Source organism: Nocardia sp. NPDC052254, from assembly GCF_040679495.1.
Classification (GTDB): Bacteria; Actinomycetota; Actinomycetes; order Mycobacteriales; family Mycobacteriaceae; genus Nocardia.
This window is the reverse complement of sequence record NZ_JBFAUW010000002.1, coordinates 607,731-621,155: the sequence shown is the minus strand read 5'-3', so window position 1 is coordinate 621,155 and position 13,425 is coordinate 607,731. Positions and strand designations below refer to the sequence as shown.

General features: G+C 67.1%; 13 protein-coding genes. 9 read left to right on the top strand and 4 right to left on the bottom strand.

The window, feature by feature from the left end; all coding sequences use genetic code 11:
• Positions 1–70 precede the first annotated feature (70 nt).
• Positions 71–1,042 carry an o-succinylbenzoate synthase gene (locus AB0L57_RS07765; RefSeq protein WP_364958711.1) on the top strand — a complete coding sequence of 324 codons (972 nt, stop codon included), beginning with the start codon at positions 71–73 and terminating at the stop codon, positions 1,040–1,042.
• 189 nt (positions 1,043–1,231) lie between these two features.
• Positions 1,232–2,032 carry a VOC family protein gene (locus AB0L57_RS07760; protein ID WP_364958709.1) on the top strand — a complete coding sequence of 267 codons (801 nt, stop codon included), beginning with the start codon at positions 1,232–1,234 and terminating at the stop codon, positions 2,030–2,032.
• Between the two features lie 270 nt (positions 2,033–2,302).
• On the opposite strand, the gene AB0L57_RS07755 is transcribed toward AB0L57_RS07760, so the two are convergent.
• Both AB0L57_RS07755 and AB0L57_RS07750 read right to left on the bottom strand, forming a co-directional pair.
• Complete coding sequence (locus AB0L57_RS07755) at positions 2,303–2,815, bottom strand: TIGR04338 family metallohydrolase (RefSeq protein ID WP_364958707.1); 513 nt, start codon at positions 2,813–2,815, stop codon at positions 2,303–2,305.
• A 13-nt stretch (positions 2,816–2,828) separates the two neighbouring features.
• Entirely contained in the window at positions 2,829–3,677 is an 849-nt protein-coding gene (locus AB0L57_RS07750) for a DUF2786 domain-containing protein (RefSeq protein ID WP_364958705.1), read from the bottom strand.
• A 292-nt stretch (positions 3,678–3,969) separates the two neighbouring features.
• Between AB0L57_RS07750 and AB0L57_RS07745 the strand changes: the two genes are divergently transcribed.
• The 6 genes from AB0L57_RS07745 to AB0L57_RS07720 all read left to right on the top strand — a co-directional run bounded on the left by AB0L57_RS07745 (position 3,970) and on the right by AB0L57_RS07720 (position 11,133).
• Positions 3,970–5,301, top strand: coding sequence for an ABC transporter substrate-binding protein (locus AB0L57_RS07745; RefSeq protein WP_364958703.1), 1,332 nt, complete (start codon positions 3,970–3,972; stop codon positions 5,299–5,301).
• Positions 5,302–5,462: 161 nt separating this feature from the next.
• Entirely contained in the window at positions 5,463–6,374 is a 912-nt protein-coding gene (locus tag AB0L57_RS07740) for a sugar ABC transporter permease (RefSeq protein WP_364959321.1), read from the top strand.
• Positions 6,375–6,512: 138 nt separating this feature from the next.
• Positions 6,513–7,415 carry a carbohydrate ABC transporter permease gene (locus AB0L57_RS07735; RefSeq protein WP_364958701.1) on the top strand — a complete coding sequence of 301 codons (903 nt, stop codon included), beginning with the start codon at positions 6,513–6,515 and terminating at the stop codon, positions 7,413–7,415.
• A 360-nt stretch (positions 7,416–7,775) separates the two neighbouring features.
• Positions 7,776–10,082, top strand: a complete 2,307-nt coding sequence (locus AB0L57_RS07730) for a transglycosylase domain-containing protein (RefSeq protein ID WP_364958699.1) — start codon at positions 7,776–7,778, stop codon at positions 10,080–10,082.
• 112 nt (positions 10,083–10,194) lie between these two features.
• Positions 10,195–10,701, top strand: coding sequence for an effector binding domain-containing protein (locus AB0L57_RS07725; protein WP_364958697.1), 507 nt, complete (start codon positions 10,195–10,197; stop codon positions 10,699–10,701).
• Between the two features lie 6 nt (positions 10,702–10,707).
• Positions 10,708–11,133, top strand: coding sequence for a GyrI-like domain-containing protein (locus AB0L57_RS07720; RefSeq protein ID WP_364958695.1), 426 nt, complete (start codon positions 10,708–10,710; stop codon positions 11,131–11,133).
• Between the two features lie 62 nt (positions 11,134–11,195).
• On the opposite strand, the gene AB0L57_RS07715 is transcribed toward AB0L57_RS07720, so the two are convergent.
• Together AB0L57_RS07715 and AB0L57_RS07710 are read right to left on the bottom strand one after the other, a co-directional pair.
• Entirely contained in the window at positions 11,196–12,287 is a 1,092-nt protein-coding gene (locus AB0L57_RS07715; RefSeq protein WP_025353540.1) for an inositol-3-phosphate synthase, read from the bottom strand.
• Positions 12,280–12,837: a PadR family transcriptional regulator gene (locus AB0L57_RS07710; protein WP_364958692.1), complete on the bottom strand. Its 558-nt coding sequence runs from the start codon at positions 12,835–12,837 to the stop codon at positions 12,280–12,282. Before AB0L57_RS07710 ends, AB0L57_RS07715 begins: the two co-directional genes overlap by 8 nt.
• A 144-nt stretch (positions 12,838–12,981) precedes the next feature.
• Here AB0L57_RS07710 and AB0L57_RS07705 point away from each other — a divergent pair, with 144 nt between their 5' ends.
• On the top strand, positions 12,982–13,392 hold the full coding sequence (locus AB0L57_RS07705) for a DUF5318 domain-containing protein (protein WP_364958690.1): 411 nt from the start codon (positions 12,982–12,984) through the stop codon (positions 13,390–13,392).
• The last annotated feature ends 33 nt before the right edge of the window (positions 13,393–13,425 follow it).

Sequence of the window (13,425 nt, the reverse complement as noted above, 5' to 3'; positions counted from 1 at the left end):
CCGATGCCGGACCGCCACCACCGGCACAGTCGTCCGGGCACGGGCGCATCCGCTCGATAGGCTGACTCGGGTGAGCGATCTGGATCCGGCATCCGCCCTGGTGTACGCCATTCCGCTGCGTAACCGATTCCGTGGCATCACCGTGCGCGAGGGGATGCTGATCGAGGGGCCGCGAGGCTGGGGGGAATTCTGCCCGTTCGTCGAATACGACGATCGGGAAGCGGCGAACTGGCTGGCCACCACCATCGAACAGATCGAGCGTGGGTGGCCGGACCCGGTCCGCGAGCGCATTCCGATCAACTGCACCGTCGCGGCCGTTCCACCGGACCGGGCATACGCGATCGCCGCCGAATCCGGTTGCCGCACCGCGAAGATCAAGGTGGCCGACCATCCCGATTCCCTCGGCGAGGACATCGAGCGAGTGGCGGCGGTACGCGATGCGCTGGGGCCGGAAGGCGCACTGCGAGTGGACGCCAATGCGCTGTGGGATGTCGAGACCGCGGTGGCGAATCTACGGCAGATAGACCGTGCCGCAGGCGGTTTGGAATATGCCGAACAGCCCTGCCGGACGATCGAGGAACTGGCCGCGGTTCGGCGGCGGATCGACGTCCCCATCGCCGCGGACGAATCCATTCGTCGCGCCGAGGACCCACTACGGGTCGCGGTCGCCGGCGCCGCCGACATCGCGGTGCTGAAATGTACGCCGCTGGGCGGGGTGCGCCGGGCACTGGCGGTGGCCGAGGCGGCCGGACTACCGTGCGTGATCTCCTCGGCGCTGGAGACCAGTATCGGACTGTCCGCGCAGCTCGCCCTCGCGGGCGCGCTGCCCGAACTCGGCCATGCCTGCGGACTGGGCACCGTCAACCTCTTCGACGGTGATGTGGTCGCGCAACCGCTGCGGCCGGTCGACGGTTATCTGAGTGTCCCCCGCACACCACCGGCACCGGATCCCGATGCCCTGCAGCGCTTCCGCCATCCCGACCCCGAACGCCGGGCCTGGTGGCACGATCGCCTGGCCCGGGTCCTGCGGCTACTCGGCTGAGGTTCACGACCGCCGCTTTCCGCCTCGAACGCAGCCCCGCGGGACGCCCTCGCCCGGCTGGAGCGGACGGCCGCACATCGTCACCGATCGACCATCGTGATGTGGGTGTTCCCGGTGGCCGGACTGTGCTTAGCTGAAGATGCGCCACAAGCAGTTCTCACCTGCTCGAACAACGACAGGAGTTCAGCTATGCCCACTCGTGATTCTGCGTGGCCGCAGGGTACGCCCTGCTGGGTCGATTGTTCGGTCGACGATCCCCAGGCCGCCCGCGACTTCTACTCCCGTTTGCTGGGCTGGGAGATTCTCGACAGCCCGCCCGAGGCGGGCGGATATCTGATGGCGATGCTGGGCGGCAGACCCGTGGCCGGAATCGGCCCCAAGATGGGCGCCGGCCCGATGCCCTCGGTCTGGACCACCTATCTCGCCGCCGACGATGCCGATGCCGTCGCCACCGCCGTCGGCGCGGCCGGCGGAACGGTCTTCGTGCCGCCCATGGATGTCATGGATGTCGGCCGCATGTCCGTCGCCGCCGATCCCACCGGCGCCGTCTTCGGCGTCTGGCAGGCCAAGAACCACAAGGGTGCCGGGATCTACAACGAACCGGGGGCGTACTGCTGGAACGAACTGCACACCGGTGACTACGCCACCGCCCAGGAGTTCTACCGCCGTGTGTTCGGCTGGAACTTCGACGAGATCGGCGACGGCCAGAATTTCGTCTACTCCACCTTCCGCCTGCCCGATGCCGACGTCCTCGGCGGGCTGATGGACGCCTCCCACGTACTCGGCGAAACCCCGCCGTACTGGCTGACCTGGTTCCAGGTCGCGGGCACCGACGAATCCGTCGCGCTGGCAACCGAACTCGGCGGCACCGTCCTCATGCCGGTCAGCGACACCCCGTTCGGCCGCTCCGCGGTCATCCGGGCGCCACAGGGCGAGGTCTTCGCACTCATCGACCCCACGGTCAAGACGAGCGGGGCACCCGGGCAGTAGGCCACGCGACGCCGAGGTTCGGGCCGCGATCACGACGAGCGGTCCGAACCTCGCCCGATCCGGCGCGCCTCGCGAGCGGTCCGTCCCTTGGCCGCCCCGGCGCACCTCGCCCGCCGGCGCATTGCCCGGTGGCGGGCGCCGACCATCGGCCGTGATTCGCCCGGTACGGCACCGCCCGAGGCCGAGCATCTCGCATCGGTTTCCAGTCGATGCCGATCCGCGAGACGACGCGCCCACGCACCACAGCCCTCGCACCGACCTGCCCGGGTTTCAGCCGATCCGGGCACCGCAGTCGTACAGGGTGGTGCGGAGCAGCAGAGCGGTCTCGGGGCCGATGACGCCGTCGACCAGCTCCACATAGCGTGCGCAGAATTCCGGGCCGTGCGGGGCACACTCGGCGTCGGCGGGCTCGAGGTGGTGGGCCAGCTCGTGCAGGATCACCAATTCGCGCAGCGCCCAGGCGGTTCCGCCGGTGTGCAGGGGTACGGCCAGGACCGCGCGGCCGATCTCGTAGTGCGCCGCGCCGGTGCCCGCGCGCGCTCGGACGGTGAGCGCTTCGGTGGCTCGAACCCAGTGGGCACGTACCCAATTCAGCTCGAGCACGCGGTCCGCGTAATCCTGCACCGACGCCACCGAGGCGAATTTCCGTTCGATCGGCAGGGTGATCGTCGAGCCGTGCAGCTCGATCGTGCGGACGTCGAATTCCTCGGCTCGGTCGAGAATCCGGCGCACGAGCCCCTCGGCGTCGTAGACCCGGGCGCGCTGCGAATCTCGCGGTGTCACAACGAATCCGCGGTCATGCTCCGCGAGCTTTCAGGCTCCCGCGTGCGGCGGGTAGTTCGGGTGAGGTCCCGAGCCGCGCGTCACGGCCGGCGCGGTCACCGGCGCGCCGGGCCGCCTTCGAATAACCGGCGGATTCCTGCGGCCCACGCCAGGTGCCACGCGCCTCGGAGGTACGGCCGTAGAAGTCGCTGAGTTCGAGATCCTTGTCGCGCAACGCCAGCGCGGTTGCGCTGGACAACGCACCCGCGGCCCCGTCCTCGCGAACCGCCTCGGCCTCCACATCGGACTTCACCTCCGCCAGGCGCCGCCCCACCCGATCGGCGAACGCCATCTGGAAATTCAGCCGCGCGGTCACCGCTGCGACAGGGGCCTGTATGCGCCGCTGCACCTTTCGACCCCAGCGCGTCTCGGTCACGATCTTCTCCACCGTGGCCGATCGATAGGCGCCGGATTTGATGTAGTGGTCCGACGCCCGCACCATCTGGACGAGCAGACTCGTGTACAGCGCCTCGCAGGTCGCGATGTCGGTGTCGAAACCGTAGGCGTACACCTGGGTCGATGTTCGGGTGACATCACAGCGCACATCGTTGGCCGAGGCGATCGCCACGAACAACTGCACGTAGGTCCGCAGCCCCTTCTTCCCGGCCTCACCGATGGGCACGACCTTCTGCATCGGCGCCGGGCGCCGCTCCCGCCCCGCGATATGCGCCCGCGCCACCGCCAGATCCACCGACGAACGCGTGGCCAGCCGTTGCGCCGCGGCGAGGAATGCCTCGGCCTCGTGCTCGTTGTCGGTCGACTCGGCCTGACGCAGCAGCCCACCGATGCGGGTGAGCAGCTTGTCCTGAGGTTGAGTCGCCATCGAGCGCCAGGATACGAGAACCCACCGACATGCTGTGCAGGGGCGGACGCCGTATGTCCCGGCGGTAGCACCTCCCGGAGGCGGCAGCTCGCGTAACCACGTAGGGAGGGGCGGACGCCGTATGTCCCGGCGGTAGCACCTCCCGGAGGCGGCAGCTCGCGTAACCATGTAGGGAGGGGCGGACGCCGTATGTCACAGAGCGGCCGAGCAATGTATCTTGCCTTGTGCAACCGGCGCAGTGTGCGGGCGCTCACGTCCTGGCAACTGTGTTCGTTACGACCCTGGAGTATCGATGGCTTTGAACAAGGCGTCCTCGGACAAGGCTCGGCCGCAGGCGGCCGCGCCGCGACGCGGGTCCCTCGTGTCCCGCGCCGTGCTGGCCACGGCCTCGGCGGCGCTGCTCACCGCCGGGCTCACGAGTGCCTGTTCCAGTGGTGACGGCAGCAATCCGACCACCCAGAACCTGGGCGGCCGCGGCCCGATCACCTATGTCGAAGGTAAGGACACCACCGAGACCGGTGCGGTCAAACAACTCATCGACCGCTGGAATGCCGCGCACCCGAACGAGCAGGTCACGTTCAAAGAGCAGTCCAACGACGCCTCTCAGCAGTACGACGATCTGGCCCAGCACATGCGGGCCAAGCAGCCCGACTACGACGTGATGGCGCTGGACGTGCCGTGGACCGCGGAGTTCGCGGCCAAGGGCTGGATCCAGCCGCTGAAGGACTCCTTCGCACTCGACACCTCCACGCTGCTGTCGCCGACCGTCGCCAGCGCGACCTACCAGGGCACCCTCTACGCGGCCCCGCGCAACACCAACGGTGGTCTGCTCTACTACCGCAAGGATCTGGTCCCGAATCCGCCGAAGACCTGGCCCGAGCTGCTCGCCGACTGCAATATCGCCCGTGATCACGGAATCGGCTGCTACGCAGGACAGTTCGCACCCTACGAAGGTCTGACCGTGAACGCGGCCGAGGTCATCAACGCCTACGGCGGCTCGTTCGTCGGCCCGGACGGCAAGACCGCGACGGTGAACTCGCCGCAGTCGCGTGCCGGTCTGCAGGTTCTCACCGACGCCTACAAGAACGGCGACATCCCCAAAGAGGCCATCTCCTTCAAGGAGCCCGAGTCCCAGAACGCCTTCGCCCAGGGCAAACTGATGTTCCTGCGCACCTGGCCGAACTTCTACGGTGTGGCCGGGGCGGACTCCTCCGCGGTCAAGGGCAATTTCGGTGTGACCCCGCTGCCCGGTAAGGACGGCATCGGCGCGTCCACCCTCGGTGGTTACAACGCCGCCATCAGCTCCTACTCCAAGAACAAGGCCACCGCGCTGGACTTCCTGCGCTTCCTGATCAGCGAGGACGCCCAGCGCATCGTCTCCGAGGGCGCGCTGCCGTCGGTGCGGTCGTCGATGTACGACGATCCGGCGCTGATCGCGAAGTTCCCGTATCTGCCGGCCCTGAAGGATTCGATCGCCAGCGCCGTACCGCGTCCGGTGACACCGTTCTACCCAGCGGTGTCGAAAGCGATCCAGGACAACGCATATGCTGCGTTGACCGGAGCCAAATCCGTCGATGACGCGATCATCGGCATGCAGAAGGGCATCGAAGCCGCCGGCTCCTGACGTCCCTGCCCGCAGCCTGCCCCGTAGGAGAGTTGAACGTGTCGAATCCTTCGGGTGCGACCGAACTCGCGCCACCCGACGATCAGCCGGGGAGCCCGAAACCGAAGCGCGACAGTAACTCCCGAGGCTTCCGGCTCCCTCCGGGGTCCGGACGTGCGTGGTTGTTCGTCGCACCGGTGCTGGTGACGCTCGCCGTCGTCATCGGTTATCCGGTGGTGCGGGCCGTGGTGATGTCGTTCCAGAAGGATGCCGGGCTCGACCCCGCCACGGGCATGTTCGTCGAGGGCGGCAACGCCGGCTTCAGCAACTACACGCACTGGCTACTGCAGCAGTGCACCCTGCCCGGCGGTGGGACCGAGGCCTGCCCCACCGGCAATCTCGGTTCGCAGTTCTGGGCGGCGATCGGTATCACCCTACTGTTCACGGTGATCACCGTGACGCTGGAGGCGACCATCGGCCTCGGTATGGCGACGGTCATGGGCAAGACGTTCCGCGGCCGGGCGCTGCTGCGCGCCGCGGTGCTGATCCCGTGGGCGATCCCGACCGCGGTCACCGCGCGGCTGTGGGAGTTCATGTTCCAGTACGACGGGGTGGTCAACCGGGTACTGCACACCCACGTCCTGTGGCAGACCGATCCGTGGGCGTCGCGATTCGCGGTGATCATCGCCGATGTCTGGAAGACCACGCCGTTCATGGCCCTCCTGATTCTCGCTGGGCTGCAGGTGATTCCGAACGATGTCTACGAGGCCGCGAAAGTCGACGGCGCCTCGGCCTGGCAACGGTTCACCCAGATCACCCTTCCGCTGCTCAAGCCCGCACTGCTGGTCGCGGTGCTGTTCCGGACGATGGACGCACTGCGGCTCTACGATCTGCCGGCGATCATGATGGGTGGTAATCCGGCCACCCGGACCATCTCGATCCTGGTCGTCGATCAGGTGCGGCAGGGCTCCAACAGCGCGGCCGCGTTGTCGGTACTCACCTTCCTGATGATCTTCGCGGTCGCGTTCGTACTGGTGAAGGTGCTGGGCGCCAATGCGGTGGCCACACAGGAAGAGCAACGGAGGGCGCGATGAGTAACACTTGCGCAGCACTCATCGGGCCCGACCGGGTGCGGGTGTCCCGCAAACCGCGGAGGGCGCGATGAGTAACACTTGCGCAGCACCCGTCGCGCCCGACCGGGTGCGGGTGTCCCGCACATCACGGAGGGCGCGATGATGGCTACCGTTTCCACCGCGACCACCGAATCAGCGGCACGCCCGGCGATTTCGCGGGGCTCCAGTCGTACCCCGTGGTGGCGGTCCGTGCGGGTGTACATCGGTGCGCTGATCATCCTGGTCTGGGGCCTGGGCCCGTTCTACTGGATGCTGGTGACCGCTTTCCGCGACGCGGACTACACCTTCGACAACACCCCGTGGTTCACCCACGTCACCGTCGACAATTTCCGCAACGCCTTCGACACCAGTCGCGGCAACGACTTCGGGCGCGCACTGACCAACAGCGTCATCATCGGTGCGGCGACCACGGTGATCGCCCTGGCGATCGGCATGATGGCCGCCTACGCGCTGGCGCGGATCTCCTTCCGCGGCAAGACCGTGGTCGCCGGACTGATCCTGAGCGCCTCGATGTTCCCGGTCGTCGTGCTGGTCACGCCACTGTTCCAGCTGTTCACCAATATCGGCTGGATCGGGCACTACCAGGCGATGATCATCCCGAACATCTCGTTCGTGCTGCCGATGACCGTCTACATCCTGGCATCGTTCTTCTCCGAACTCCCGTGGGAACTGGAAGAGGCCGCCCGCATCGACGGCGCCGGCCGGTTCCAGGCCTTCCGTCTGGTGATGTTGCCGCTGGCAGCGCCGGCGGTGTTCACGACGGCGATCCTGGCCTTCATCGCCGCGGTGAACGAGTATCTGCTGGCAAGTCTGCTCTCGACCGACAAGACCGAGCCGGTCACGGTCGCGATCGCCCGGTTCTCCGGTAACGATCCGCTGGTCCAGCCGTATGCGGCGATCATGGCTGCGGGCATCATCGTCACCGTGCCGCTGGTGATCATGGTGCTGCTGTTCCAGCGCCGCATCATCTCGGGCCTCACCGCGGGCGGCGTCAAGAGCTGAGGCGGTACCGCCTCTCCGGATGTTTCGCGTGTCACGAGAGCTGGGCAACGAGGCACCCAGAAGTGGGTGGCGGGGGAATGTTCCGCTGGTCGGACAACGACCACGATCCGCGACGATGCGAACAAAACGGAAGCTGGCAGGCGGTCTGCCGAGCTACCATCCGGAAGAGACACGGTGCTCCCCTGCACGCGATGCGGGCTGCAGGTCCAGTTGCGGAGCCGGCAGCGATGGCGACGCCACCGTGGATATCGACCTGACCCGATGGTTTACTGAAAGGTAGCTGTAGGGTCGGGAGGCTTCGCGTCGTAGGCTGGATTCGGACACCGTTCTCGCGCTCGTTCACCGACACTCCGGGAGGAGATGATCGTGAGCTCGACCCGCAAGCCGCGGCGCGGCCGGCCGGAAACGGCGCCCTATGCCTCGGTTGCCGGGTGGAAGCCGAGAGAGGAGGCATCCCGGCCGCAGAACGGTCGCCCGCGGCGGCGCAGAAAACCCGAGGACGCGCCCGAACGCCGCCCGCGCACCCGGGGGCAGAAGATCCGCCGAGTGCTGCTGGCCCTGTTCGTGGTCTTCATCGCGATTCCGTCATTGCTGCTGGTGCTGGCCTACTGGAGCGCCGAAGTCCCCGATCCCGGCGCGGTCCAGAGCAATCAGGTCGCCACCCTCACCGCCGCCGACGGCACCACTGTGCTCGCGAAAATCATTCCGCCCGAGGGCAACCGGACACTGGTACCGCTGTCGGAGGTGCCGCAGAGCATGCGGGATGCGATGCTCTCGGCCGAGGATCGCGACTTCTACCGCAACCCGGGGTTCTCCGCCTCTGCCTTCCTGCGCGCGGCACGCGACAACCTGCTCGGGCACGACGACGCCGGCGGTGGGTCCACGATCACTCAGCAGTACGTCAAGAACGCGTTCCTGAGCTCCGAGCGCACCCTGTCGCGCAAGATGCGTGAGCTGGTGATCTCGGCGAAGATGGCGCGGCAATGGAGTAAGGACGACATCCTCGCCGCCTATCTCAACACCATCTACTACGGTCGCGGCGCCTACGGGATCTCCGCCGCGTCGCAGGCCTATTTCGGAAAGCCCGTCGCGGAGTTGAGCCTGGCCGAGGGAGCGGTGCTGGCGGCGGTCGTGCGGACACCGTCCATCCTCGATCCCGAGACCCATCTCGATCAGCTGAAAGCGCGCTGGAACTACGTCCTCGACGGAATGGTCGGGATGGGCGTACTGAAACTCGGCGACCGCGACGCCGTGCAGTTCCCGACGATCGTGCCCGCGGCCAAGCCCGATGACGACGCCGCCCACGGACCGGCCGGCCTGCTGCGCACCCAGGTCGTGCGCGAACTGCATGGCGCGGGTATCAGCGATCAGGAGATCAATACCGGCGCACTGCAGATCACCACCACCATCGACCCGCGTGCCCAGGACGCCGCCCTCGACGCGGTACACCGCACGCTCGACGGTCAGCCACCGCAGTTGCGCAGTGCGGTGGTCTCGATCGATCCGCGCTCGGGTGCGGTGCGCGCCTACTACGGCGGCGAGGACGGTGCCGGATTCGATTTCGCACAGGCGCCGCTGCAGACCGGTTCGTCGTTCAAGACCTTCGCGATGCTGGCCGCACTGCAGCAGGGCTTCACGCTCTCGTCCCCGCTCGACAGCGCGCCGGTCGTCGTGAACGGGGTGCGGGTGACCAATGTCGAGGGCGAATCCTGCGGAACCTGTGCTCTGGCCGAGGCTTTCAAGCGATCCCTGAACACCAGTTTCGTCCGGCTCACCCAGGCGATCGGACCGAAGGCGGTGGCCGATGCCGCCCACCAGGCCGGCATTCCGCAGGAGATCCCGGGCGTTCCGGGCATCTCGCTGACCGAACCGGACGGCGTCCCCGCGCCGTCGATCGCGCTCGGCGTGTATTCGGTACGGCCGATCGACATGGCCTCCGCCTATGCCACCATCGCGGCCTCGGGGTCCTATCACCAGCCGTATTTCGTCCAGCGGGTCGTGAGCGGTGACGGGCGGGTGCTGCTCGACCGCGCCGTGCCCGGGGCCGGCCAGCCACTGCCGCAGCCACAGCAGCGCTTCGCTCGCGGCATCACCGATACGACGACCAAGGCGATGCAGCCCATCGCCGCGTATTCGAACGGGCACAATCTGGCCGGTCGGCCGTCGGCGGCCAAGACCGGCACGACACAACTCGGCGACACCGGTCAGAACAAGGATGCCTGGATGATCGGCTTCACCCCGTCGCTGTCCACCGCGGTCTGGGTGGGAACCGATCAACCGGAGGCGATCCGGACCTCCGGGGGCGGCATGATCTACGGATCCGGCCTGCCGTCGGATATCTGGAAGCGCACCATGGACGACGCGCTCGCCGGGGCCCCGGTCGAACAGTTCGCGAATCCCGAGCCACCGCCCCCGGCCGGGCCGTTCGCCGCACCGCCGGAGACCCAGCCGGACCAGGCCGGGCCGTTCGCCGACTCACCGCCGCAGCAGGCCCCGCCACAGCCCACCGGTCAGGCGCCGTTCGATGTGCTGCAACCGCCACAGCAGGAGCAACAGGCGCCGCCGGTGATCGTCATTCCGCCCGCACCGCCCCCGCCGCCGCAGCCGCCACCCCCGCCCCGCCAGATCGAGATATTCCCCGGTCTGAGCGTGCCGGTTCCGGGATGACCCCCCGATCCGGCAGGCTGTGATGAAACGAATCGGAGTTATCCGGCCATCACCCAGCGCACGCCGATAGGGTGGAACGGGGTCGAATACGAGACATTTAGGGGCGACACGGGTGGATTTCAATGTCGTTGAGCGCCACGAGACACTGGTGGCGGGCACGGTCCTACGCAGCCCGGCGCTGGCGGTCGAGGGACCACGCAGACTGAAGGTGGAAGAGGCGTGGAAGCGAACGCTGGCACGCCGGTTACCCGGCCCGCCGGCGACCGCCTACGTCGACCACGCGCCCGAGATCGGTTCCTACCTCACCCACATCGTCGGCTACCGCTGCGACAGCCTCGACGATCTGCAGCCCGGCGATGTGCTGGCCCGGGTCCCCGCGGCGAAGTTCGCGCGGTTCCTGCGCACCGGTGACGATCTGGGCGACACCATCGTCTCGATCTGGCGCGCGGTGTGGGATCTGGAGGCGGCCGGAGCGCTGGTCCGGGCGTACACCGGCGATTTCGAGCACTATCCGGATGCCGGCACGGTCGAGGTGTTCGTCGCCCTGGACAGCGATTCCCTGACCGATGCGCCGAGCAGTGCAGTGGCACAGGGCAATTCCATCGCCGAGAGCAGGTAGGGACCCGTGGACTTCGAAATCGTCACTCTGGAACCGAGTCTGGTCGGCGGACTCACCGTACCGCTCGCGGGTCGCGAGGTGACCGCCCGCGATCTGGACCTGGTGAACTTCACCTGGGACCGCTACCTCTCGCGGGAGAAGGCCGTCCCCCGGGTGGCGGCCTACATCGGCCAGGACGACCACGCCGTCGCCGTCCTCGGCTACGAGCTGAACGGTCTCGGCGAACTCGACACCGGTGACGTGATCACTCGCATCCCCGCGGGCCGCTACGCCAAGTTCGTGGTCTCCGACAAGCCCTACGACCTGCTCCGGACCGCCTGGGCCAAGGTCGCCAAGGCCGAGAGCTCCGGCACCATCACCCGCTCCCACGCCGCGGAGATCGAGCGCTACACCGGACCGACCTCGGTCGAGGTGTACGTCTCCCTGGACTGAGCAACGAAAGAAGCCGGGCCGCACGGATTTCCGTGCGGCCCGGCTTCGGTTCGGAACCCGGACTACTCGGCGCCGATGATGAACGCTTCCAGCTGGGTGCGGGCGACATCGTCGGCCAGCTGCTTCGGCGGGGACTTCATCAGGTAGGCCGAGGCCGGAATGACCGGTCCGCCGATGCCGCGGTCCTTGGCGATCTTGGCCGCCCGCACCGCGTCGATGATGATGCCGGCCGAGTTCGGCGAGTCCCACACCTCGAGCTTGTACTCGAGGTTCAGCGGGACGTCACCGAAGGCGCGGCCCTCGAGACGGACGTAGGCCCACTTGCGGTCATCGAGCCAGCCCACGTGATCGGACGGGCCGATGTGCACATCGTTGGCGCCCAGTTCCTTCTTCAGGTTGCTGGTGACGGCCTGGGTCTTGGAGATCTTCTTGGACTCCAGGCGCTCGCGCTCGAGCATGTTCTTGAAGTCCATGTTGCCGCCGACGTTCAGCTGCATGGTGCGATCGAGCTGCACGCCGCGGTCCTCGAACAGCTTGGCCATCACGCGGTGGGTGATGGTCGCGCCGACCTGACTCTTGATGTCGTCACCGACGATCGGCACGCCGGCGTCGACGAACTTCTGGGCCCAGGCCGGGTCCGAGGCGATGAAGACGGGCAGTGCATTCACGAATGCGACATTGGCGTCGATGGCACACTGCGCGTAGAACTTGTCGGCATCTTCCGAACCGACGGGCAGGTACGAAACCAGCACGTCGACCTGCGCGTCCTTCAGCGCCTGCACCACATCGACCGGGTCGGCCTCGGAGAGCTCGATGGTCTGCGCGTAGTACTTGCCGATGCCGTCGAGGGTCGGGCCGCGCTGCACGGTGACGCCGGTGGGCGGCACGTCGGAGATCTTGATGGTGTTGTTCTCGCTGGCGAAGATCGCGTCGGAGAGGTCGAAACCGACCTTCTTGGCATCGACGTCGAACGCCGCGACGAACTTCACATCGCGTACGTGGTACTGCCCGAACTTGACGTGCATCAGACCGGGCACGGTCGCGTTCTCGTCCGCGTCCTTGTAGTACTGCACGCCTTGGACCAGCGAGGAGGCACAGTTGCCCACGCCGACGATGGCCACGCGAATCTCAGCAGCCGGGTTGACATCACTCATGGCCGACATTTCCCTCTTTCTGTGGTGCCGCCTTCATTGATTGCTCGGCAGCAATCAACTCGTTGAGCCAGCGCACTTCGCGCTCGCTTGATTCGAGACCGAGTTGATGGAGCTGGCGGGTATAGCGATCCAGCGTTCCGCTGGCACGTTTGATCGCCTCCCGCAGTCCTTCTCGGCGCTCCTCGACCTGCCGTCTTCTGCCCTCGAGAATCCGCATCCGCGCTTCGGCGGGGGTGCGGCTGAAGAAGGCGAGATGAACGCCGAAGCCGTCATCGGTGTAGTTCTGCGGACCGGTATCGGCGAGCAGTTCACTGAACCGCTCGCGACCCGGTTCGGTCAGTTGGTAGACCCGGCGAGCCCGGCGGGTGACCGCGCCGGCCGGACTCTCCTCGGCGATCAGACCGTCGGTCTGCATGCGCCGCAGCGTCGGGTACAGCGACCCGTAGGAGAAAGCCCGGAATGGTCCCAACAGGCCCGTCAACCGTTTGCGCAGCTCGTAGCCGTGCATGGGTGACTCCAGGAGCAGCCCGAGAATCGCCAACTCGAGCACGGGCCTCACCTCCTGACGTGTTGAACAGACCTAACCGATGGATGCGATTGCCAACTATATCGGACCGATATAGTGAGCGGAAAGGAACGTGCTCCTTCTCTCCGTGGCATGCCGTGCCGCGGCCGACGCAAGTACTCTGGGTTCGTGCGAATTCAGCGGCAGGTGGTCGACTATGCGCTCCGGCGCAGGTCGCTGCTTGCCGATGTCTATGCGGGCCGGGTTGGCGTCGCCGAAGTATGTGATGCGAATCCGTATCTCCTGCGGGCGGCGAAATTCCACGGGCGGGGGAGCGAGGTCACATGCCCGATCTGCCGAAGAGAACAGCTCACGCTCGTATCGTGGGTCTACGGCGACGGTCTGGGGCCGGTCGCAGGTTCCGCTAGAACCCCCGAGGAACTGGTGCGGCTGGCCGAGACTCGCGAAGAGTTCTCGGTGCACGTGGTCGAGGTGTGCCGGACCTGTAGTTGGAACCATCTGGTGCAGTCCTATGTGCTGGGGCACACCCCGGCACCGCGGCGTCGTCGAGGCGGCGCCCGCCGGACCGCGGCCGAATGACAGGCACACTCGACTGATATGCGGTGCAGTTCC